This window comes from Geodermatophilus sp. SYSU D00696 (assembly GCF_054050235.1).
This window is the reverse complement of sequence record NZ_JBJGYY010000026.1, coordinates 42,576-65,741: the sequence shown is the minus strand read 5'-3', so window position 1 is coordinate 65,741 and position 23,166 is coordinate 42,576. Positions and strand designations below refer to the sequence as shown.

Sequence of the window (23,166 nt, the reverse complement as noted above, 5' to 3'; positions counted from 1 at the left end):
CCTCGGCGGTCTGCACGCTCAGTACCCCGTCGTCGCCGAGCACCGCCCGCACCCCGCCGGACCCGGCGGTGTTCGACTGCCAGGCCACCGCACCGGCCTCCGACACCACCGCCAGGTTCCCGTCGGCCCGCATCTCCACGTGAGCACCGGGCACACCCCACGTCCCGGCCGCCCAGACCGACGCTCCGTCCGGCCCATAGACCACGAAGTTGCCGTCGCCCTGCATGTTGGCCCGGAACGAGCCGTTGGCCGACACCAGCGACTGACCGGCGGTCAGCCGCTCACCGGCGGCCAACTCCGGGCTCGTCACCGGGGGGGGAGCCGCGCTGGACCAGACCACGGTGCCGTCGACGGTCTGCACGCTCAGTACCCCGTCGTCGCCGAGCACCGCCCGCACCCCGCCGGACCCGGCGGTGTTCGACTGCCAGGCCACCGCACCGGCCTCCGACACCACCGCCAGGTTCCCGTCGGCCCGCATCTCCACGTGAGCACCGGGGCTGTTCCACGTCCCGGAGTTCCACACCGGCACCCCATCGACATTGCGGTAGACGACGAAGTTGCCGTCACCCTGCATGTCCGCCCGGTGCGACCCATTGGCCGACACCAGTCCCTGACCCGCCACCAGCTGCGAGCCCGCCCCCAGCTGGGCCGGCGGCACCGGAGGCGGAGGCGGAGCTGCGCTGGACCAGACCACGGTGCCCTCGGCGGTCTGCACCGTCAGCGCCCCGTCGTCGCCGAGCACCGCCCGCACCCCGCCGGACCCGGCGGTGTTCGACTGCCAGGCCACCGCACCGGCCTCCGACACCACCGCCAGGTTCCCGTCGGCGCGCATCTCCACGCGAGCCCCGGACGCACCCCACGTGCCGGAGTTCCACACCGGCACTCCATCGGCGGTGCGGTAGACGACGAAGTTGCCGTCGCCCTGCATGTCTGCCCGGAAGGCCCCGTTGGCCGACACCAGCGCCTGGCCGGCGATCAACTGGGAGCCCGCCGCGAGCTCCGACCCCACCGTGGGCGCCGCCGTGGGCGTCACCGGGGCCGAACGCTGCGACGCCGGGCCGGTGCCGGCTCCGTTGACCGCCGCGACCGTGAAGCTGTAGGCCGTGCCGTTGGTCAGGCCGGTCACCTGCAGCTGGGTGGCATCGGCTGCGGCCGACTCCTGACGCGCCGGCTGCGTGGCGTCGCCCTCGTAGACCGCCACCTGGTAGCCGGTGATCGGCGACTCGCCCGCGTCCGCGGGGGCGGTCCAGGTGACCGTCGCCGAGGCGTCGCCCGCCGTCACGGTCCCGAGCACCGGAGCCCCGGGCACCGTCGCGGCCGTGCCGACGTAGCCGCCCATCGGGGACGACGGCACGGCGGTGACCGTGCCGGTGACCCACGCCGACAACTCGCCGCCGTAGGACTCGAGCGCCGCACCGTTGACCTGCGTGCCCGCCGGCACGGTCAGGGGGACCTCGGCGCCACCGCCCTCGACGTGCACGCCGGAGCTGTCGATGTAGGCAGTCGTGTTCTGCGCCGCGCTCTGCCAGCCCGCCATGCGGTTCAGCTGCTGCAGCTGCGACGTCATGTCCGTGCGCACCACCGGAGCCGAGGCGGCGTGCGTCGCCCGGTACTGCTGCAGGATCCCCTCGACGACCGGGTAGAGCAGGGCATCCTCGGCGAGGTTCGACTGGTGCGCGTAGAAGGGCCGCGGGTCGTTGGTCAGGACCTTCCCCAGGGCGTTGCGGACCTCGAGGGGCTGCAGGTAGCCGTCGAAACTGGCCCGGGCCTCTTGGGGGTCACCGGCCGGCAGCGGCGCGATGCAAGTGCTCAGGGGGTTGTTCTCGCAGATGCCGCTGCCGCCGTCTGCCCTGGAGTTGTAGTACCAGTTGTACTCGTCGATCTGGTCCTGGTACGTGCCGGTGTTGTAGTAGACGTTCATGGGATAGCGCGGGAGCGTCACGGTGCCACCCCCGGTGACCGTCCGCGGGGTCGGCTCGCGAGACGCGTCCGACGCGGTCACGTCGATGCCGGTCTGGTCGAGCGCCGCGCCCAGGAACGGGTTGTCCTGCGGCTGCTGCGGCGTGGTCCGCAGGCCGGAGTGCTCGCCGGTGACGAGCTCCGTTGCGTCGAAGTCGCTCAGACCCACCGAGGCCGCCCAGGTGATGTTGTCCTGCACCTGGGCGCGGAGGAACTCCTGCGACGCCCAGTACACCCCGCCCGACTCCTGTGCCGGGATCTCCGGGTCCTGCCGCGGGGTCTCGCCCTCGGAGGTCGCGCAGTGCCAGGGCTGCCCGACGACGGTGGGCGCGATCTGGATGCAGCCCATGTACGGGTGCGTGAAGGTGTGGTTGATCCACGGGAACTGCGCCTGGTTCGCCAGCAGCGCGTCGGTGAGGGGATCGGCTCCCCCGTGCTCGTCCCGCCACATCTGGATGCCGCCGGCGTTGAAGACCATGTCGAGCTTGAAGTCGTTGGCGTTCTGCCAGTCCAGCAGGCGCGTCACGTCCGCCGACGTCATCCGGATGTCCTCGGTCGTCACCGAGGGGTCGACGCAGTCGTCGCCCGGGGTGCAGTTCCCGCTCACGCTCCACCGGCTGTCGGGCAGGAACACGTCGTCGATGTGGACGGCCAGGTAGTTGCGCTGGTGGCCCAGGTGGATGCCGCGGGTCATCCAGGTCACGACGCCGTGCGCCACCGTGTTCCACCACTGCATGTACGGGTTGTAGGCCGCCGTGAGGACGAGCTCCTCGCGTCCGTCCTTGGCGTGCACGCCGGCCAGGACACCGCTCTGCCCCCCAGGGGCACTGGCCGTCAGGAGCGGGGTGAACGACTCTCCGGCCGGGAGCGGGGACACCGGCTGGGCGAGGTACCCGAAGACCTCCAGCTCCGAGCCGAAGTCGTCGACCGGCAGCGACCCCTGCAGGTACCCGAACGGGCCGGCCAGGCCGGCGGCGGTGACCGTGGCCGACCCGCCGTCCAGCGAACCGCTGTAGGTCGGGCTGTTGAGCCCCATGCTGGGCGTGGGCCAGTTGTACGCGCTGACCTGGCGCACCCCGTAGGTGCGCTCGTAGGCCGTCAGGGCCGCGGTCTCGTCAGCCGTCAGCCCACCGCCGGCCTGGTTGGGCAGGACCACGGCCTGGTAGCGCGCCGTGGCTGCCGACGCGTCGGCCAGGAAGGCGGCGTCGATGACCGGCCGGCCAGGGTCGTTGACCAAGACCTTCGTGAAGGGCACGCCCTCGCGGACCAGCTGGGTCGCGATCGCCTCGACGGACGGATCCCCGTTGCTGACGACGAGCACCCGGAGGTCCACCCGGTACTCGGCCGCTCGCGCGGCGCTCGCGCTCAGGGACACACCGGCCACGACGATCGCCAGCAGGACCAGGAGCGCCACCACGGAGCGCCCACGTGACAGTCCGGCCCCTGTGCGCGATGACGAACCCATTGTCGATGCCCCCATGAACGGTGCCCTGTCCCGCAGTAACCGCGACAACATAAGGACAGCCGTGCATGGATTCTCCGGCCGTGGGTACTGCGCTCGGTTCAAGCGCGAGTCGTGAACCGACCGTGGGTGTCTCGGAAACCCTCTGTGGTCACCGCTTCACGCGGCGCGTGTGCGTCGTCACTGTGGGTCCGGATCTCCGGACATGGGAACTTCGAGGGCGGCGATCGCAAACCCCGGGGCTCTCCTCCACGTCACAGAGCCGCTCTCCACCATCTGGTGGAGACGCGGTCGTCCACCTTGGGGGATACAGGACTGCCGCATCCCTCCACGCTGACGTGCCGTCACGCCATCGCATCGGGCTCGGACCCGAGGCGATGGCGTGCGGTGACACGGGGAGGCAGCCGCAGTGCAGACGAGGAGTTCGTTCCCACCGCGCCGCGTCGCAGAGGGCACGTCGACGGGGAACACCAGACCACCTCTCGGCAAGCACGCCGCGTTGCGAGTGGCTCTGGTCACCGAGGGCAGTTACCCGGTCAAGACCGGTGGCGTCAGCACCTGGTGCGACCAGCTCATCAAGGGCATGTCCCGGCACGAGTGGACGGTCATCAGCCTCACCGCGACCGGCGGTGAACGGTCCGTCTGGCCGCAGCCGCCCGCTCTACGGCGCGTCGTCCTCCACCCGATGTGGGGCACGCTGCCCTCCGGCGTCCGGCGCCTCCGCCGCAGCGCCGACCTGCACCGGGCGGTGCAGCTGGCGCTGGCCCGGCTCTGGGACGCCGCGCTCGCCCCCGACGGCGAGGAGGCCGTCGCCCAGGCGCGGGCGGCCCTGCGTTCCCTCGTGCGCCTGAGCGACGGGCAGCGACTCGCTGCCCTCCTCGCCACCCGGGGCTCGGCCGGCGCGCTCCTGACCGCGTGGGGAGCGCGCTGCGCCGGGCTACCACCCCTGAGCGTCGCCGACGCCGTGGCCGCCGCCAACATCGTCGACCGGACTCTCGCGGTCGTGGACGCTGCGCCCACCGACGTGGACCTGGTGCACTCGGCCGGCAACGGAGGCGCAGGCATGATCGGCCTCGCCGCGTACTGGCGGCACGGCATCCCGATGGTGCTCTCCGAGCACGGCGTCTACCTGCGTGAGCGTTACCTGGCGCTGAACGACGGCAGCCGGTCCTGGGCTGAGCGCCGCGCCGTCACCGCCCTGGTCCGCCGCATCTGCGAGGTCGCCTACCGAGAGGCGGACCTGGTCCTCCCCGTCTCCGACTTCAACCGCCGGTGGGCGCAGCGGCTCGGCGCGGACCCGGGCCGGGTGGTGACGATCCTCAACGGCGTGGAGCCCGAGCTCTACGAGCCCGTCGGCGCGGAGCCGGAGGTGCCCACCCTCAGCTTCGTCGGCCGGATCGACCCGCTGAAGGACCTGCACACGCTGGTCCGCGCCTTCGCGATCGTGCGCCGGCAACTCCCGGAGGCGAGACTCCGCCTGTTCGGCCCGGTCCCCGAGGGCAACGAGGCCTACCGGGACAGCGTGGCGGAGCTGATCCAGGAACTCGGCCTGACCGATTCGGCCACCTTCGAGGGGCCGACCAAGGGCAGCCGGCCGGCGATCGCGGCCGGATCGATCGTCGTGCTGTCCAGCATCTCCGAGGGGCTGCCCTTCACCGTCATCGAGGCGATGATGTGCGGCCGGGCCACGGTCAGTACCGACGTGGGCGGGGTCGCCGAGTGCCTCGACGAGGACCGGCGCGCCGGCGTCGTCGTCCCCTCCCGCGACCCGGAGGCCTTCGCCGCGGCCTGCCTGGACCTGCTGAGGGACGACGAGCGTCGCCGGGCCATGTCCTTCGCGGCACGGGAGCACGCGCTGGCGACCGCCACGCTCGATCGCGCTCTGGCCGCCTACCAGTCGGCCTACCAGCAGACCGCGACGCGTCGGCTGACGGCGCCTCCCGTGCCCGTGCCGGTGGCGCCCGTGCGGATCGTTCCCGTGCCGTCCGTCCCCCTGCCGGCCACGGTCGTTCCGGTGGCGCGTCCGCCGATGGCACATCCGCCGGTCCCGCGTCCGCCGGTCGCGCCTGTCCCGGTCGAGCTGCCGGACGACATGCCCGTCCTGGTCCCGACGCCTCGGCGTAGTCCGCAGGTGGCGGGCTCCCGATGACCACCGTTCCACCCGCCGTGCCTGCCAGGGCCGAGCCGACGGTCGACCCCCTGCAGGACCTGGCCGCCGGTGCCGTCGACGTGCTCGACGTTGCGGCCCGGCTCGAGGCCAACGGGGTGAGTGATCGCACGGCGGCCGCTCGCCACGGCCGCACCGACGTGTTCGCACTGGCCGCGGCGGTCTACCGCGTTGGGCAGGCGAGGGTCGGCTCGGAGCTGCGGCGGGCGCGGACCCCGGTCGGCCTCGACGAGGCGGGCAGGCGGGGTCTGCTGCTCGTCGCGGGCGTCCTCCTCGCAGCGGCGGCGCTGAGCACGCTGCAGGTCGACGCCCGGCTCGTGTGGACCGCTGGGGCCACCGGGTGGATCGGTGGCCAGGTCGTCGCTGCCGTCGCCTGGTCCCGACTCGGGTGGGGCGAGGGTCCGGCGGGCCGGCGCAGGGCCGGGGGGATGACGCTGCTCGTCCTCGCCGTGGCCCCGCTGACGCCGATAGTCCTCGCCCACGACTTGAGAGTGGCCGCCGTCGCCGTCGCGCTGTGCCTGGTGTGGACCGCCTACGCATCCGCGGTCTCCGTCCTCGTCTGCGCCAGGCGCACCGTCGGCGCCCTCGTGGCCGTGTGGGGTGCTCTCCTCGTGGTCGCGGTGGTGTCGGTCCTACCCGAGTCGTGGACGTGGTCGCCGAGCCTCACCCTGGGCGGCGCGACGACGGCGAGCCTGGTCGTCGTCCTGCTCGGCGTCCGCACCGTCGTGGGAGCGGGCGGTCCCGCCCTGCCGGGCAGGGCCGACTGGCGCGCTGCCGCGCCGGCCGCGGCGCAGGCCTTCCTGCTCGCGACGAGCCTGCTCACGCTGCTGCAGACGGTGCCCGAGCAGAGTGCCACGCCGCTCGTCACGGCGAGTGTGGTCGGCGCCGCCGCGGCCGATCCGGTGATCGCCCTGCTCCGTGCCCGTCTGCAGACGTCGGCGGCCCGGCTGTACGTCATGCAGGCTGCGGCCCGCAAGGCGCGGCACGCGGCCGTCCTCGCCGCCGGCAGCACCGCCGCGTTCTCCGCCCTCGCCGCCGCCCTGGTCGTGCTGGCCCTGCAGGCCGGGAACCCGGAGTGGCCCATGACCGTCGTGACGGCGGCTGCGTTCACCTCGATGGCGACCACGGCCGCGGCGCTCACCGCCTTCGGTGTGCCCTGGCGTGCGGTGCTCGCCGCGGCGATGGCGGCCGTCTACGCCTCCTCGGCGCTGGTCTACGGCGCCCACACCGCAGCGGTCATCTTCCCACTGGCCCTGTTCGGCGCGATCGCCATCCTGCTGCACCGGGTGTCCGACCCCCGGGTCGTGGCATGACCAGCTCCCGGATGGCCGTCCCCTGGTACGTCCACCCCGCCGAGGACCCGCCGGCCTGGAGCGCGCTGGCCGAGCACACGCCCCGGCCGTCGTTCGTCGTGGTCAACGTCCACGACGGTCCCGGCGCACCGGACGACCCCTACTACCCCGAGGCCCTCCGGATGCTCCGCCGCCTGCGGCTGCTGGGGTACGTCGACGTCGCCTACGGCGAACGGTCCCCTGCCGACGTCCTGGCCGACGTCCACGCCTGGCTCGACGTCCACCGGGTCGGTGGGGTGATGTTCGACCGGTTCCCCGCGGACGCCGCGGCGATCGACCGGTGCGTCGAGTACGCAGCCGACGCCCGGCGCGCCGGGGCGGGTTTCGTGGTGGGCAACCCGGGAGTCGTCCCCGCACTGGGCTATCTCGCGCTGCTCGACGTCACCTGTGTGTTCGAGGGCACCGCAGCCTGCCACGCCGAGTTCCGGCCGCCGCCCGGGCTGTCCCGGATCCCCCGGGCCCGGGTGTGGCACCTGGTGCACACCTGCCCGGCCGACGAGCTGTCCGCGGTCACCCGTCGCGCTGCGTCGCTGGGCGCGGGGCACGTCTTCGTGACCGACCGCGAGATGCCCCACCCATGGGGAGGCTTCCCTCGGTCCCGAACCGTCACCGGCCGCCGGGCGGTGACCGCCTCTTGACGTTTCCCCGACGCACCTGCGTACTGGTGCTCGTGGCCATGGTCGTGAGCGGCTGCGCCGGCGGGAGCTCCCGGGACGACGACCCCGCCGGTACGGCGGCGCCCGCCAGCAGCACCTCGAGCGCGTCCCCGGGACCGAGCAACGGGGCCGGGACCTCGGAGCCGTCCGCCGCCCCATCGTCCAGCGGGGTCCCATCCGGCGCCGATGACACTGCCGGCAGCGGTCCACGGGATCCGGGCGGTGGGACGTCCACCGCCGCACCGAGCGGTGCCGGCGACGCGCCTGGCACGTCCACGCCATGGCGGCCGGCCCCGGGCACCACCTGGCAGTACCAGCTGAGCGGTGCGCTGGACCTGTCTGTGGACGCCGACGTGTACGACGTGGACTGGCAGGAGACGACTGCCGAGCAGGTCCGACAGCTGCACGACGCCGGCCGGCGGGTCATCTGCTACGTCAACGCCGGCGCCTACGAGGAGTGGCGCCCGGACGCCGGGGCCTACCCCGAGGAGGTCCTCGGGCGGCCGCTGGACGACTGGCCCGGGGAGCGCTGGCTCGACATCCGGCGCACCGACGTCCTCCTGCCCATCCTGGCCGCCCGGTTCGACGCCTGCCGAGCCAAGGGCTTCGACGCCGTCGAGGCCGACAACGTCGACGGGTACACCAACGACACCGGTTTCCCGCTCACCGCCCAGGACCAGCTGGCCTTCAACACCGCGGTGGCCGGGCTGGCCCATGACCGGGGGATGTCGGTGGCGCTGAAGAACGACGTCGAGCAGGTCACCGACCTGGCACCGGTGTTCGACTTCGCCGTCAACGAGGAGTGCCTCGTCTACGACGAGTGCGAGGCCTACCGTCCGTTCTTGGCACTCGGCAAGGCGGTGCTGCACGTCGAGTACACCGCCCCTCCGCGAGAGCAGTGCGTCCTGGCATCCTCGCTCGGCATGTCGACGATCCTCAAGGACGTCGACCTCGGTCCTGGGCTGCGACACTGCTGAGGTGAAGGCAGGGAACGGGGCGCTCCGCGACCTCGCCCTGAGCACCGGCGGCCCGGTGGCGCTCGCCGTCGCCGGAGTGGACGGCTCGCTCCTGCTCGAGTGGGTCAACGGAGCCATGGCCGCGCTGCTCGGGCTGGAACCGGGCGACGACACCCGAGTCCCGCTGGACGACGTCCTCACCGGGAGCGACGGCGCCCGGGTGACCGCGACCGTGCGCGACCTGATCGACCTGCGCGGCCAGAGCGCCAGCGTGCAGGTCAGCGCCCTGCGAGGCGACCATGCCGACCCGATCTGGTTCCACCTACTGGTGGCCCCGGACCGCAGGATGAGCCGGCTGTCTCCCCGCATGCGTCGTCGGAGGGCCCGGCGCGTCGTCCTGCACGCCCAGGTCACCAGTTCCGCTGCACTCCCGGGGCCGGACAGGATCGGCGACGGACGCGGGCACCTGGTCGATCGTCTGGGGACGGCGCTGTCGCGCCTGCGTCGGCGCCCGTCGCGTGTGGCGCTGGCCCTGGTCTCGGTCCTGCAGAACGGGCTCGAGGGTCCGCAGCCGCCGCCCGGACTGCAGACGGCCGACCTGGCCGACCGGGTCCGACAGGTGGCCCGGGAGACCGACACCGTGGTCGTCCTCGCACCGGGCTGGCTCGCCGTGCTGGTCGAGGACCCCACCGACGGCGGTGAGATCGCCATGGCCCGCCGAGCCCTCGCGGCCCTGCGCCGCAGCGGTGCCGCCGGTCCTGAGGGCGGCCCACTCGTCGCCGTCACGGTGCAGGAGATCACCGATCCCGGCGCCGACCCCGACGCCGTCCTCGCCTCCCTCCACCGGACTGCGGCCCGGGTGGCCCTCGACGGCGGCGTCACCGTGCTCGACCCCTGGCAACCGGACACCACGCCGGCCGGACGCCCTGACGGCACCGTCAACGGCACGGGCAGCCGGCAGCAGATCCAGCGGGCACTGCGCTCCGGACGCTTCGTCCTGGGACGCAGGGCGATCGAGGCGCTCGCGCCCGATCCACAGCCAGACGCCGGAGGGGTGGACCGGCCCGCCACCGTCACCCCGTCGAAGACGGTCCTCCTCGAGGTGGGGACCGTCGACGAGGACGTACTGTCACCGGTCCGTGTCACCGCTCCCGGGCTGGCCGCCGCGCTCGACCAGTGGGTGCTCCGGCAGGCGCGCGGCCTGGCGACGGACGGCTCGGCCTCGACGCTGGTGATCCGCCTCCAGCCGAGCAGCGGCCTGGGGCCGGACTTGAGCGAGGCAGCCGCCGAACTGGCCCGCGCACGACCGGAGCAGGTCGTCCTCCAGGTCCCCGAGGCCCGGTTGGCGGAGATCCTGGTCGCGGAGCGCGCCGTGCTGCACCGCCTGTCCGAGTCCGAGGTCCGGCTGGCGGTGAGCGCATGGTCGGGGCGCATCGAGGTCCCTGCGCTCGTCCGGTGGCACATCGGCCTCGTCGAACTCTCCCCCACGACCCAGCAGGAGGTGCTGCGCCCCGAGGGCGCTGCACTCGTCACCGCGCTGACCGCCGGCCTGCACGCGGGCCTGGGCCCGGCGGCGCTCGTCGTGGCCGAGTGGTCGTACGACCCGCAGGTCCGCGCCGCTCTCTCTTCGTGCGGCGTCCTCTGGGCAACACCGCCGGAAACGGTCATCATGGTCACCGGATGACTGTTCAAGAATCGGACAAGCGGTCAACGGGGTCACGGGGCGTCACGACGGGCGTGTGCCATGACCTCCGTCACGAGTTGTCGACACTGCGCACGCTGATCCACGCGGCCGCCGACCCCTCGCTGGGAGCACGCCGGGTCCGGGAGCTCCTCGAGGCCGCGGGGAGCGAAGTCGGCGCCGCTTTCGACCTGGTCGACGCGCTTCCCGAGCCGCACCCCGCGCCGGCAGCCAACGGGCACTCCCCCGGTTCGGGGTCCCGTTGGAACCGGCCGGCAGCGGCTGGGCACGTCTGCGACGTCGACGCCGTTCTGCGGACCGCCGCCGCCGCGCACACGCCGAACAGCCGGCGCATCACCGTGCAGTCCACGGCGGCGCTGCACGTGGCGATGCCGAGAACGGCTCTGATGCGAGCGGTGCGCAACCTGCTCTGGAATGCGCTGGCCGCCACCTCCTCGAACGGCAGGATCCTCCTGCAGGCGGGGTACACCGGCCCGGCTGTCACGGGCACCCCAGGCCTCCACGGCCAGCGACGAGTGCGGGTCGAGATCCACGACGACGGCCCGGGTCCCGGTCGGGCCGGCTTCCACCGACACGGTGGCACCGGCCTCGATGTCGTCCGCTCTCTCGTCCTCCCGGCCGGCGGCTGGCTCGTGCTCGGTCGTTCACCCTGGGGCGGTTGCTGCGCCGCACTCACGTTGCCGCCCGGAGCCGTGGAGCCGTGAGCCGTCTCCTGCTGTGCGACGACCACGCCGTCTTCATCGACGCACTCGCAGTGGCGCTGGAGGCCCGCGGGGAGGAGGTCGTCGGCGTCGCCCGCAGTGTGCCCGAGGCCCTGGCCGCGGCCCGGGCGACCGAACCCGACGTGGTGATCATGGACCTGCACTTCTCCCAGGGTCCAGACGGGCTCGCGGGCATCCGCGCACTGACCGCCGGCTCTCCGGGTGTGAGAGTCGTGCTGCTCAGCGGTGCCGTCGACGGCCGCGTGCTCGCCGAGGCCGTCGCAGCTGGCGCCGAAGGAGTGGTGAGCAAGGCCGAGCCGTTCAGCGTCGTCCTCGAGGCGGTGCGCATGGTGGCCAAGGGCGCGTTCTACACCGACAGGGAGCTGTTGCGGACGACCCTGCGCCCCTCGCGTGCCGATCTGGACCAGGTCCAGCTGGCCGCACAGTTCCTCACCCGGCGGGAGTCGGAGGTGCTCGAGCGACTCGTCCAGGGCTCCTCCACGGAGGAGATGGCGACAGCGATGGGCGTCGGCGTCGCGACGGTGCGGTCCCACGTGCAGGCAGTGCTGAACAAACTGGGGGTGCGCTCGCGCCTCGAGGCGGTCCTCCTCGCCGTCTCCCACGGTCTGCTCGAGCTCCCGCGCACCCGTCTCCCCGGCACGCCCGAACGGCGGGGCACCGGGTAGACCCGCCGTCGCGCGTGGCGCTCGATCGGTCGACGAACGGGCGGCAGACTGTCGCACACGGATCGCCTCGGCCGAGGGGTCTGCATGGCTACGCTGCGGGCATGACGTGGCTGGTCACCGGAGGTGCCGGATACATCGGCTCGCACATCACCCGGGCGATGCTGGATGCCGGCATGCAGGTCGTGGTCCTGGACGACCTCTCGACCGGCGATGCCTCCCGGCTCCCCGACGTGCCGTTCTTCGAGGGCTCCGTCCTCGACGGCGGCCTGGTCACGCGGATCCTGCGCCAGCGCGACGTCCGTGGCATCGTGCACGTCGCCGCCAAGAAGCAGGTCGAGGAGTCGGTGCGCCGTCCGCTCTTCTACTACCACCAGAACGTCGAGGGCCTGCGGGTGCTGCTGGAGGCCGCGACGGACGTGGGGGTCGGCGCCTTCGTGTTCTCGTCGAGTGCGGCCGTCTACGGGAGCCCGGACGTGGACCTGGTGCGGGAGGAGACGCCCTGCCAGCCGATCAACCCCTATGGGACGACGAAGCTGATCGGTGAGCGGATGGTGACCGACGTCGCCGCGGCGAGCGGCCTTCGGTTCGCGAACCTGCGCTACTTCAACGTGGCCGGCACAGCCGACCGAGCGCTGACCGACAGAGGCGTCTCCAACCTCGTACCCATGGTCTTCGAGCGGCTGACCCAGCGGGTCCCGCCCCGGATCTTCGGCGACGACTACGAGACGCCCGACGGAACGTGCATCAGGGACTTCGTGCACGTCGCTGACATCGCCTCCGCACACGTGGCTGCCGCCCGTGGCCTCGAGGAGGGCCGGGTGGGCGCGCTCACCGCCAACATCGGCCGGGGGGAGGGGGTCTCCGTTCGCGAGATGATCAGCCTGATCCGTTCGGTGACCGGCACGACCGAGGAGAGCTGGGCCGAGCCCCTGGTGGAGCCCCGCCGTCCGGGTGACCCGCCGCGGGTGGTCGCGTCGGCAGACACGATCGAGGACGCCCTCGGGTGGCGTGCACAGTGGGAGGTCGCTGACATGGTCAGGTCCGCGTGGGAGGGCTGGCTCCACCTGCGCGGTCGCGAGGGCGCGGCTCCGCTGGACCGCGTGTAGCGCTGCACCCGAGGCAGTACGCCGACACGGCTCGCAGACCGGTCCGTGTCACACCGGGATGGCGTCAGCCTGGGCACACTGGGGACTGCCGTCCACACCTCGGGAGTTCGATGCGATCCCCTGCCGCCGCTCGGATCCGCCGGGCCCTCCTCAGCGCGCTCCTCGGCCTGAGCCTGACCTCCTGCTCCGGGTCGCCGGAGTCCGGTGCCGGGCCCACCAGCAGCGCGGCGGCGCACAGCAGCACCGCACCCCGCAGCACCGCAGCGCCGACGTCGGCCGACCCGGTGGAGGCGCAGGTCGACGCCGCGCTCGCCGACCTCGACCGCCGCGCCGAGGTCGCCCAGCTCTTCGTCGTCGGCGTGGAGCTCGACGACCTCTCCCCTGGCGACGCGCTGGTGTCCGACGGAGTGGGCGGGCTCTTCCTCGCCGGCCGCTCGCAGGCACCGGCCGTCGATCTCGCTGCCGTCACCGGCCGCTGGGTGGAGTCGGCTCCCGGCCCCCGGCCGTGGATCGCCGTCGACCAGGAGGGCGGCGCGGTGCAGGCGCTGAAGGGCCCCGGCTTCGAGCGGCTGCCACCGGCCATCGACCAGGGGCGGCTGCCTCCCGAGGAGCTGGCCGCGCTGGCCGACCGCCTCGGCGCCTCGCTGGCGGCGGCCGGGGTCAACCTCGACCTCGCGCCGGTCGCCGATGTCGTCCCGGCCGGCACCGAGGCCGCCAACGACCCGATCGGCGCCTTCGGGCGGCAGTACGCCGCCACGGCCGCGGAGGCCGTCCCCGACGTGCAGGCCGTCGTCGACGGACTGGCTGCCCACGACGTCACCGCCACCGTCAAGCACTTCCCCGGCCTGGGCCTTGTCGACCGGAACACCGACGAGGCCGCCGGTGTCAGCGACCCCGTCACCACCGCCGACAGCGAACAGGTGGCGGCCTTCGGCGAGCTCGCCCGCGCCGAGGCCGACCCGTTCGTCATGGTGTCGTCGGCCACCTACCCGCAGTTGGACCCGAACGCGCCGGCCACCTTCTCGCGGCAGGTGATCACCACGCTGCTGCGCGGCTTCCTCGGCTTCGACGGCGTGGTCATCACCGACGACGTCGGCGCGGCCGCCGCCTTCCAGGACGTCCCACCGGGCGACCGGGCAGTCCGCTTCCTCGAGGCCGGCGGCACCCTCGTGCTCACCGTGACCGAGGACGTCTACCCGGAGATGGTCGACGCCGTCCTCGCCCGCGCGGAGGCCGATCCGACGTTCGCCACCATCGTCGACGCCGCCGTGCGCACGGCGCTCACCGCCAAGGCCCAGGCGGGACTTCTGGACTGACGCCCGACGGGTCGCGTGCAGCGTTCCGAGGCGGGCTCCCGTCGCCGGCCGGTCGCCTGTGCGTCCGCACCAGGACCACCAGCAGCGCCATCGCCACCGCCCACCCGGCGAGGACGAACACGTCCCCCAGGTGCAGGCCGTGATCCGGCACCACTCGCACCAGGATGGGGCCCTCGCTCACATACTCGCCGGTGAGGAGCAGGAAGGTGAAGCCGGACAGCACCACGCCCACGACGACGGCACAGGTCCAGCGAGACACCAGCAGCACGGTAGCCGCGTCACGCGGGGACGCCGCGCAGACCTACCCGGCCAGGTGATCCGAGCCGGGCCCCGGCATCGTGCGGCGATCGGGCCGGAGGTCACCACCGCGCCAGATCCGGCCCCTCGACGAGGGGACCGTCCTCCTCCTCGTCCGCGTCGGAGCCGTCGTCGCCACGCTCCCGGCGTTCCGCCGTCCGGATCATCCTGCCGAGGACGAGGCCCAGCGACAGTGCGAGGGCGGCCCACGCCAGGAGCGCCCATCCCCACCACGGCACGTGTCCCCCAGCCGTCGTCCCGGCCCCCGCGCTGCCCGTCGACGCTACCGGGGACACGATCAACAATCACGCTGTGTCCCCGGATGGTGACGTCAACCCGATCTGTTGCGCACGACGGACCCGTGGGATAGACAAACTCGTCGAGCGCGTCTCCAACCACCGGGCGGGCACCCCCGGACAGGCGGAGCAGGAAGGCGCAGTGGAGGACTCAGCAGGGCCGGATCCGCTCGGTGCGGACACGCGGCAGGCGCAGCGGCACGTCGACGAGATCGCGACGGCGCTGCGCGCCGAACTCGCCATGGAGGCCGCCGGCATCGGCACCTTCGACTGGGACCTCGTCAGCGGGGTGCTGGAGCGCGACCAGCGGCTGGCCGGGGTGTTCGGGGACGACGGCACCCGCACCGGACGCGCCGTCGACACCTTCACCGCCCGGGTCCACCCCGACGACCGGGACGACGTCGCCGCGGCCGTCCAGCGCGCCATCGACACCTGCGGTGGCTTCGACGCGCTCTACCGGGTCCGGCTCCCCGGCGGCAGCACCCGGTGGATCTCCGCCCGTGGCCGCGCGCTGGGCGACGCGACGGGCGTCGCCACCCGGCTGCTGGGCGCGGCCTCCGACGTCACCGACCAGCTCGGCGTGGCCCGTGTCCTCGAGGCGATGCCGGCCGGCTTCTACGCGCTGACCCCCGACTGGCGCTTCGCGCACGTCAACGCCGAGGCCGAGCGCATGCTCGGCCGCTCCCGGGACGAGCTGGTCGGCCAGGTGATCTGGGAGGCCTTCCCGGCGGCCCGCGGCTCGGCGTTCGAGCAGGCCTACCGCCGCGCGGCCGCCACCGGGGAGCCGGTGACCTTCGACGCCTACTACCCCGCACCGCTCGACGGCTGGTACGAGGTGCGCACCTGGCCGACGGCCGAGGGGCTGTCAGTCTACTTCCTCGAGGTCACCGAGCGGGTCCGGGCCCAGGAGGAGCTCCGCCGCGCCGCGGAGCGCGTGACGACGGTGGCCCGGGTCAGCACCGAACTGGCCGGGTCCCTCGACGCCGAGGTCGCCACCGGGCAGGTGCCGCGGCTGGTGGTCCCGGTACTGGCCGACGCCTGCATCGTCAGCGTCCTCGACGAGCACGGGCACGGCCGGTCGGTGAGCACCTGGCACGCCGACGAGGAGCAGCGCGACCTGCTCGAGCGCTACGCCCGGTCACGGCTGTCCTCGCTGACCTCCCTCCCGGCGGTGACCCGCACCATCTCCCGGGGAGAGGTGCTGCACCTCCCCGGCCACGAGGCGGTGGCCACCACGCCCGCCGGCGAACCCCGCGAGCTCCTGACCGCCCTGCGGCCCAGCGCCGCCCTGGCCCTCCCGCTGCGCGGCCGGGACCGCCCGCTGGGCCTGGTCTCCCTGCTCTACACCGGCGACCGGGTCCCGACCGACCAGGAGGTCGCGACGCTGCGCGACGTCGCCGACCGGCTGGGCATGGCGCTGGACAACGCGCGCCTCTACGGCACCCAGCGGCAGCTCGCCCTGGAGCTGCAGCGCTCCATGCTCACCGCGCCCCCGGAGCCCGACCACGCCGAGATCGTCGTCCGCTACCTCCCGGCCGCCGAGGCGGCCGCGGTCGGCGGCGACTGGTACGACGCCTTCCTCACCCCCGGCGGGGCGACGGTGCTGGTCATCGGCGACGTCGCCGGTCACGACACCGCGGCCGCCGCCACGATGGGGCAGCTGCGCAGCCTGCTGCGCGGCATCGCGATCGGCACCGGCGCCGGGCCGGCCGACGTCCTGTGCGGCCTCGACCGGTCCATGGCCCTGCTGCGGCTGCCGACGCTGGCCACCGCCGCCGTCGCGCGGCTGGAGCAGACCCCCGAGGAGGTCGGCGACGGGACCACCCGGCTGCGCTGGTCCAACGCCGGGCACCCGCCGCCGGTGGTGCTCGGCCCCGACGGCGCGGTCACCGTCCTCGCCGGGGACCGCGCGGACATGCTCCTCGGGGTCGACCCCGCCCGCGGACGGCGGGAGTCGGTGGTCCGCCTCGACCGGGGCGCCACGGTCCTGCTCTACACCGACGGCCTGGTCGAGCGGCGCGACGAGGACCTCGACGCCGGTCAGGCCCGGCTCGTCGAGACGCTGGCCGGGCTGTCCGACCGCCCGCTGCCGGAGCTGTGCGACCTGCTCGTCGAGCGCATGGTCGACGGCCGGCCCGACGACGACGTCGCCCTGGTCGCGGTCCGGCTGCACCCGCAGGACCGGCCGCGCCCGGCGGGGTCGGCCCGGTGATCGTCGTGACCGCCGCGGGCGGCCCCACCGGCACCGCGGTCGTGCGCGCCCTGCGCGACCGGGGGGAACGAGTGCGCGCCGTCGTCGCCACGCCCGGCCCCCGGCCGGAGCTCGACGCGCTCGGCGCGGAGGTCGTGGTCGGGGACCTGGCCGGTGACGTCTCCCCCGCGCTGGCCGGCGCCGATGCGCTGTACCTGGTGTGGCCGAACTTCGACCCGCGCGAGCAGGACGCCGCCCCGGCGGTGCTGCGCGCCGCCGCCCGCGCCGGGGTCGGCCGGCTGGTGTACCACTCGGTGCTGCGCCCGCAGGCGCGGTCGATGCCGCACCACGCCGCCAAGGACCGGGTCGAGGAGGCGCTCGACGGCGCCGTCGCGGGCACCGGTGCGCGCTGGCGGGTGCTGCAGCCGTGCGCCTACGCCGACAACCTCGACGCCGCCGTCACCGCCGCCGCGCGCTCGGGGCAGCTGCGCAGCCCGTGGGGACTGGAGCGGGCGCAGTCGTTCGTCGACCTGCGCGACGTCGCCGAGGCCGCCGCCGTGCTGCTCACCGAGGACGGCCTCGACAGCGGCACGTTCGAGACGGCCGGCCCCGAGGAGCTCACCGCGCCCGACGTCGCCGCGCTGCTCACCACGCACCTGGGGCGCGAGGTGACCGCCGTCGACGCCGACCCGCCGGACGACGACGGCAGCTACGCGCGGCGCTGCCTGCGGGCGATGTTCGTCGAGTACCGGGCGCACGGGTTCACCGGCAGCCCGCGGGTGCTCGCCGCGCTGTTGGGCCGCCCGCCGCGGACCTTCGCCGACCACCTCCGCGCGTAGTCGTGCTCTGCACACACGTGTGTGCAGAGCTCGAGCGTCAGCGGGAGACGGTTGAGGCGTGTCCGTTCTGCGCCGCCCGGGCGGCGATCCGCTCGCGCTGCGGGACGACGGTGTACTTCGGGTCCTTCGCACTCGCCATGCCGGCCTCGAAGACGCCGAAGCGGGTGAGCAGCGACCCGGCCGCCAGCAGCAGCCCGGAGACGACCGCGCCGGGCCGCGAGCGCCCGGCGACGACGGTCAGCCCCGCCCCAGCGGCGGTGCAGGCCTTGGCCGCCCGCAGCAGCGTCCCGGCCCGCCCGGTGTGGAAGGGCTCGCTGACGACGCCGTGGCCGTTCTCCACCCGGTGCACCACGGCGAGCTCGATGGCCGCCCCGGTCACGGCCATCTTCCGCGACGGGCCGGCCTCGGCCACGGGGGTGAACACCATCGTGACGCCGCCGCCCGCGGCCATCGCCGACCCGCCGAACACGAACGGCAGTTCCCGGTGCGGCGCGTGCCACGACGGCACCGCGGTGTTGGCCAGCAGCACCCCGGTGTAGGTGGCCAGCGGCCCGCCGAAGAGCGCGGCCACCGCGCCACCGAACCGCTTGAGCCGGGGGAACCAGCCGAGCAGCTCCACCGCGGCCGTGGCCCCGGCCGCCGCGCTGAACGGCGCCAGGATGTAGGAGCCGATCGACAGCGGCGAGGTCGGCTTGATGACCCGCAGCATGTGCAGGAACCGCTCGGGCCGCCCGAGGTCGTGGACGAGGAAGACCACCGACAGGATCGACCCGCCGCCGGCGGTCAGCCGGGAGACCCGGGTCAGCGCCGGCCGGCCGCTCAGGTCGGCGAGCGCGCCGAGGATGGCAGACGAGCCCGCGGCGCCCCCGAGGAAGAGGTACAGCGGCACGTCGGGGCTCTTCCACACCGGCGGCTTGATGATGGGGCGGCCGTAGTAGGAGGTGAACTCGGCCTCCTCCACCATCGGGACCTCGCCGCCGCGCCCCTTCCGGCCGCCTCGGCGACCGCCCTTGCGCCGGCCGGTGCCGTACGCGCGCACACCGTCTCCGGCGACGTCGGACCCGCCGGCCCGCCGCCACCCGGCGCCCGGCGTCGTGAGGCCCTCGGTCACGCCGGTCACCGCCGCCGCGAGCCGAGGACGGCCGACAGTGCGACCCCGACCATCATCGCCGCGGCCGCGGCCGCCGACCGCCACATCGCGGGCAGGTCGCGGGTGGTCACGACCGGGTCCGGCGGCAGGCCGTAGACCTCGGGCTCGTCGAGGAGGAGGAAGAACGCGCCGTTGCCGCCGACGCCGTCGTCCTCGTCCCGCCCGTAGAGCCGGGCGGACTCCACGCCCTGCCGCTTGAGCGTCTCCAGCCGGGCGTCGGCGCGGGCCTGCAGCTCGTCGAGGTTGCCGAACTGGATCGACTGCGTTGGGCAGGCGGTCGCGCAGGCCGGCTGCAGGCCGTCGGTCAGCCGGTCGTAGCACATCGTGCACTTGAAGACCCGGCCGTCGCCCTTGCGCTGGTTGATCACCCCGTACGGGCAGGAGGGCACGCAGTAGCCGCAGCCGTTGCAGATGTCGCCTTGCACGACGACCGTGCCGAACTCGGTGCGGAACAGCGCACCGGTCGGACAGACGTCGAGGCAGCCGGCGTGCGTGCAGTGCTTGCAGACGTCCGACGCCATCAGCCAGCGGACCTCCCGGTCGCCGGACTGCGAGGTCTGCGGGTCGTACTCGCTCAGGGCCTCGGCGTTGAGCACGCTGGTCTGGGCGGTGACCACGCTGTCGCCGGGCTCGGCCTCGTCCGGCGCGTCGACGATCCCGTCGCGGCGGCCGGCCGCGGCGGCCGGGGGCGGCCCGACGGTCGGCATCGGCAGGTCGACGGTGCGCACCTGCTCGATGAAGGCCACGTGCCGCCAGGTGTTGGCGCCGAGCTGGCCGGTGTTGTCGTAGGACATGCCGGACAGGCCGAGGGTGTCGCGGACGCCGTAGGAGTCGTCCATCGGCAGCGTGTTCCACTCCTTGCACGCCACCTCGCAGGCCTTGCAGCCGATGCACACCGAGGTGTCGGTGAAGAAGCCGACCCGCGCCGGGTGGTCGGTGTCGTACCCCGCCTCGCCCTGCACGTCGGGCAGCGGCCCGAACAGCCGGTTCTGCGGGTCCTTGCCCGTGAAGGCCGGGCTCGCCGAGCTCACCGTCGTCATCAGGTCCCCTCCACGGCCACGCGGCCGCCGACCGGCATCCGGCCCGAGGCGATGCCCGCCCGGCTCCGGTACTCCTCGAGGAGCTCGGTGAGCTCCGGTCCCCGCGGCCGCCGACCGGGACGGATGTCCACCGTCGAGGCCTTGCTCTCCTGGATGTGGGTGTTGGGGTCCATCACCACCGGGAGCAGGTCGTTGGCCGAGTCGCCGGTGGAGATGCCGACCTCGCCCCAGTGGTAGGGCGCGCCGATCTGGTGCACCACCTTGCCGCCGCGGGTGCGCAGCGGGCGGATCCGCTCGGTGACCAGCACCCGGGCCTCGATGGCCGCCCGCGGGCTGATGACCGTGGCCCAGCCGCCGTTCTCCAGCCCCCGCTCGGCGGCCAGCTCCGGCGACACCTCGACGAAGAACTCCGGCTGCAGCTCCGACAGGTAGGGCAGCGTGCGACTCATGGCGCCGGCCGTGTGGTGCTCGGTGAGCCGGTAGGTGGTCACCGAGTACGGGAACACGTCGCCCGTCGAGGGGGCCTCCCGGTTGTACGGCGCCTGGATGTGCTCCGTCGTCGGGTTGCCCTGCACCGGGTAGAGGACGTTCTCCACCGGGGACTCCGCCGGCTCGTAGTGCGTCGGCAGCGGCCCGTCGACGACGCCCTTCGGCGCGAACAGCCACGCCTTGCCGTCGCTCTGCATGACGAACGGGTCCTGACCCGACAGCGCCGCCTGCGCCTTGGCCCCCGGCGGGGGCACGTAGTCCGGCGGCTTGGTGGCCTCGAAGTCGACGGCGTCGCCGGTGCTCGTCCAGCGGCCGGCCTCGGCGTCCCACCACACGTACTTCTTGCGCTCGCTCCACGGCTTGCCGTCGGGGTCGGCGGAGGCGCGGTTGTAGAGGACGCGGCGGTTGTAGGGCCAGGACCAGCCCCACTCCGAGGCCACCTGGCCCTGCTCGCGGCCAGGCCGCTTGCGCGCCGCCTGGTTGACCTCGTCGGCGTAGACGCCGGAGTAGATCCAGCAGCCCGACGTCGTCGACCCGTCGTCCTCCAGCTCCAGGTAGCCCGACAGCGCCCGGCCGTCGGGGCCCACGCCGTTGATCTCGCGCAGCACGGCGTCGGCGCTGGGGTCCTGGGTCTCCCCGTGCAGCGGGTAGTCCCAGGTCAGGTCCAGCAGCGGCCGGTCACGGGGGTCGGTGGAGTCCTTCAGCCGCTCCCGCAGGATCCGGCCGAGGTGGTAGTAGAACCACAGGTCGCTGCGGCAGTCACCCGGCGGCTCGATCGCCTTGAACCGCCACTGCAGCATCCGCTGGGTCTGGGTGAAGGTGCCGTCCTTCTCCACGTGCGAGGCCGCGGGCATGAAGAAGACCTCGGTCGGGATCTCCTCGGTGACCAGCTCGCCGGTCTCGATCTCGGGCGCGGTCTGCCAGAAGCTCGCCGACTCGATCATCTGCAGGTCGCGGACGACGAGCCACTCGAGGTTGGCCAGCCCGAACCGCTGCATCCGGCCGTTGGCGTGCCCGACCGTGGGGTTCTCCCCGGCGAGGAAGTAGCCGGCGACCTTGCCCTCGACCATGTCGGCCACGGTCCGGTAGCTGCTGTGGTCGCCGGTGATCTTGGGGACGTGGTCGAAGCAGAAGTCGTTCTCCGGCTGCGCCGCGTCGCCCCACCAGGCCTTGAGCAGGCTGACCATGTAGGCGCGCTTGTTGCCCCAGAAGCCGCCGGTGCCGGCCGCGTCGGCGCAGTAGTCGTCGAGCGACTGGTGCTGGACGGCGTGCGGCATCGGCAGGTAGCCGGGCAGCAGGTTGTACAGCGTCGGGATGTCGGTGGACCCCTGGATGCTCGCGTGCCCGCGCAGCGCCAGGATCCCGCCGCCCGGGCGCCCCATGTTGCCCAGCAGCGCCTGCAGGATCGACGCCGTCCGGATGTACTGCGCGCCCACCGTGTGCTGGGTCCAGCCCACGGAGTAGACGAAGGCCGTCGTCCGCTCCCGGCCGCTGTTGGCGGTGATCCACTCGGCGACCTTCAGGAAGGCCTCCGGCTCGACGCCGCAGACCTCGGCGACCATCTCCGGCGTGTACCGGGCGAAGTGCCGCTTGAGGACCTGGAAGACGCAGCGCGGGTGCTGCAGGGTCTCGTCCCGCTTGGCCCGGCCGCGCAGCGGCGGGCCGCCGGACCCGGCGGCCTGGGCCTGGTCGGCCTCCTTGACCGACTCCTGCTGGGACAGCCGCTCCTGCTCGGCCGCGCCGGCGGGGTCGTCCTCGGCGACGCCGTCGCCGGGGGACTCCTCGTACTCGTACTGCCAGCTCGCCTGGTCGTACTGCTTCGCGTCGGGGTCCCACCCGGAGAACAGGCCGTCGAGGTCCTCGGTGTCCTGGAAGTCCTCGCGGATGATCGACGCCGCGTTGGTGTAGGCGACGACGTAGTCGCGGAAGAACAGGTCGTTGCTCAGCACGTGGTTGACCAGCGCGCCGAGGAAGACGATGTCGCTGCCGGCGCGCAGCGGCACGTGCAGGTCCGCGATCGCGCTGGTGCGGGTGAAGCGCGGGTCGACGTGGATGACCTTCGCGCCGCGGGCCTTGGCCTCGGTCACCCACTGGAAGGCGACCGGGTGGCACTCGGCCATGTTCGAACCCTCGATGACGATGCAGTCGGAGTTCACCAGGTCCTGCTGGGGGTTCGTGGCACCGCCACGACCGAACGAGGCACCCAGACCGGGCACCGTGGCGGAGTGCTATATGCGGGCCTGGTTCTCGATCTGGATCGCGCCCAGGGCGCTGTAGAGCTTCTTCATGAGGTAGTTCTCCTCGTTGTCGAGGGCTGCCCCTCCGAGGCTCGCTATCCCCATGGTGCGGTTGACCCGCTTGCCGTCGCACTCGTCCTGCCAGTACTCCCGGCGGGCGGCGAGGACGCGGTCGGCGATCATCTCCATCGCCGTGTCGAGGTCGAGGTCCTCCCACTCCGTCCCGTACGGACGGCGGTAGCGGACCTTCGTGACCCGGGTCGGGCTGGTGACCAGCGACTTGCTGGCGCTGCCCTTCGGGCACAGGCGGCCGCGGTTGACCGGCGAGTCGGGGTCGCCCTCGATCTGGACGACCTGCTCGTCCTTGACGTACACCCGCTGCGCGCAGCCCACCGAGCAGTACGGGCAGACGCTCTGGACGACGCGGTCGGCGGTGGCCGTGCGGCTCACCACGCTCTCCGTCGCCCTGCTCCGCGCGGACAGGCCGCGGCCGAGCGGATCGGGGCCGGTCAGCTGCCGGAACACCGGCCAGGCGTCGAGCCAGGTCTTCACGGCGTCGACTGT

15 protein-coding genes and 1 pseudogene are annotated in these 23,166 nt (G+C 73.5%); 11 read left to right on the top strand and 5 right to left on the bottom strand.

The genetic code is table 11. From position 1 onward, the window contains the following. A partial coding sequence (locus ACI79O_RS16660; RefSeq protein ID WP_456914688.1) for a fibronectin type III domain-containing protein occupies positions 1-3,376 on the bottom strand: 3,376 nt, incomplete at its 3' end. 550 nt (positions 3,377-3,926) lie between these two features. Here ACI79O_RS16660 and pelF point away from each other — a divergent pair. The 9 genes from pelF (at position 3,927) to ACI79O_RS16615 (ending at position 14,063) form a co-directional block, all read left to right on the top strand. Next, positions 3,927-5,570, top strand: coding sequence for a GT4 family glycosyltransferase PelF (pelF, locus tag ACI79O_RS16655; RefSeq protein WP_456914687.1), 1,644 nt, complete (start codon positions 3,927-3,929; stop codon positions 5,568-5,570). 17 nt (positions 5,571-5,587) lie between these two features. Beyond that, positions 5,588-6,901, top strand: a complete 1,314-nt coding sequence (locus ACI79O_RS16650; protein WP_456914686.1) for a hypothetical protein — start codon at positions 5,588-5,590, stop codon at positions 6,899-6,901. Continuing rightward, entirely contained in the window at positions 6,898-7,578 is a 681-nt protein-coding gene (locus ACI79O_RS16645) for a spherulation-specific family 4 protein (RefSeq protein ID WP_456891057.1), read from the top strand. The genes ACI79O_RS16650 and ACI79O_RS16645 overlap by 4 nt, the downstream gene beginning before the upstream one ends. Beyond that, positions 7,518-8,573: an endo alpha-1,4 polygalactosaminidase gene (locus ACI79O_RS16640; RefSeq protein WP_456891055.1), complete on the top strand. Its 1,056-nt coding sequence runs from the start codon at positions 7,518-7,520 to the stop codon at positions 8,571-8,573. Before ACI79O_RS16645 ends, ACI79O_RS16640 begins: the two co-directional genes overlap by 61 nt. A gap of 1 nt (position 8,574) precedes the next feature. Next, entirely contained in the window at positions 8,575-10,236 is a 1,662-nt protein-coding gene (locus ACI79O_RS16635; protein WP_456914685.1) for a hypothetical protein, read from the top strand. A gap of 77 nt (positions 10,237-10,313) precedes the next feature. Further along, the gene (locus tag ACI79O_RS16630) at positions 10,314-10,958 is read left to right on the top strand and encodes an ATP-binding protein (protein ID WP_456914684.1); all 645 of its coding nucleotides are present in this window, start codon (positions 10,314-10,316) and stop codon (positions 10,956-10,958) included. Then, positions 10,955-11,641 (top strand): response regulator transcription factor, encoded by a 687-nt coding sequence (locus ACI79O_RS16625; RefSeq protein WP_456891049.1) that lies wholly within the window; start codon positions 10,955-10,957, stop codon positions 11,639-11,641. The genes ACI79O_RS16630 and ACI79O_RS16625 overlap by 4 nt, the downstream gene beginning before the upstream one ends. A gap of 101 nt (positions 11,642-11,742) precedes the next feature. Next, positions 11,743-12,747 carry a UDP-glucose 4-epimerase GalE gene (gene galE / locus ACI79O_RS16620; protein ID WP_456891047.1) on the top strand — a complete coding sequence of 335 codons (1,005 nt, stop codon included), beginning with the start codon at positions 11,743-11,745 and terminating at the stop codon, positions 12,745-12,747. Positions 12,748-12,857: 110 nt separating this feature from the next. Further along, entirely contained in the window at positions 12,858-14,063 is a 1,206-nt protein-coding gene (locus tag ACI79O_RS16615) for a glycoside hydrolase family 3 N-terminal domain-containing protein (protein ID WP_456914683.1), read from the top strand. Here ACI79O_RS16615 and ACI79O_RS16610 read toward each other — a convergent pair. After that, positions 14,029-14,322 (bottom strand): hypothetical protein, encoded by a 294-nt coding sequence (locus ACI79O_RS16610; RefSeq protein WP_456891043.1) that lies wholly within the window; start codon positions 14,320-14,322, stop codon positions 14,029-14,031. The two genes, ACI79O_RS16615 and ACI79O_RS16610, sit on opposite strands and share 35 nt — an antisense overlap. A gap of 476 nt (positions 14,323-14,798) precedes the next feature. On the opposite strand from ACI79O_RS16610, the gene ACI79O_RS16605 reads away from it, so the two are divergent. Beyond that, entirely contained in the window at positions 14,799-16,868 is a 2,070-nt protein-coding gene (locus tag ACI79O_RS16605) for a SpoIIE family protein phosphatase (RefSeq protein ID WP_456891041.1), read from the top strand. Further along, the gene (locus ACI79O_RS16600) at positions 16,865-17,686 is read left to right on the top strand and encodes an SDR family oxidoreductase (protein ID WP_456891038.1); all 822 of its coding nucleotides are present in this window, start codon (positions 16,865-16,867) and stop codon (positions 17,684-17,686) included. The genes ACI79O_RS16605 and ACI79O_RS16600 overlap by 4 nt, the downstream gene beginning before the upstream one ends. A 37-nt stretch (positions 17,687-17,723) precedes the next feature. Here ACI79O_RS16600 and nrfD read toward each other — a convergent pair whose 3' ends face one another. The 3 genes and pseudogenes from nrfD to fdh form a co-directional block, all read right to left on the bottom strand. Further along, on the bottom strand, positions 17,724-18,797 hold the full coding sequence (nrfD, locus tag ACI79O_RS16595; RefSeq protein ID WP_456914682.1) for an NrfD/PsrC family molybdoenzyme membrane anchor subunit: 1,074 nt from the start codon (positions 18,795-18,797) through the stop codon (positions 17,724-17,726). A gap of 5 nt (positions 18,798-18,802) precedes the next feature. After that, positions 18,803-19,876 carry a 4Fe-4S dicluster domain-containing protein gene (locus ACI79O_RS16590; RefSeq protein ID WP_456891031.1) on the bottom strand — a complete coding sequence of 358 codons (1,074 nt, stop codon included), beginning with the start codon at positions 19,874-19,876 and terminating at the stop codon, positions 18,803-18,805. Next, positions 19,876-23,154, bottom strand: a pseudogene (fdh, locus tag ACI79O_RS16585) (formate dehydrogenase). The gene ACI79O_RS16590 and the pseudogene fdh overlap by 1 nt, the downstream one beginning before the upstream one ends. Positions 23,155-23,166 lie beyond the last annotated feature (12 nt).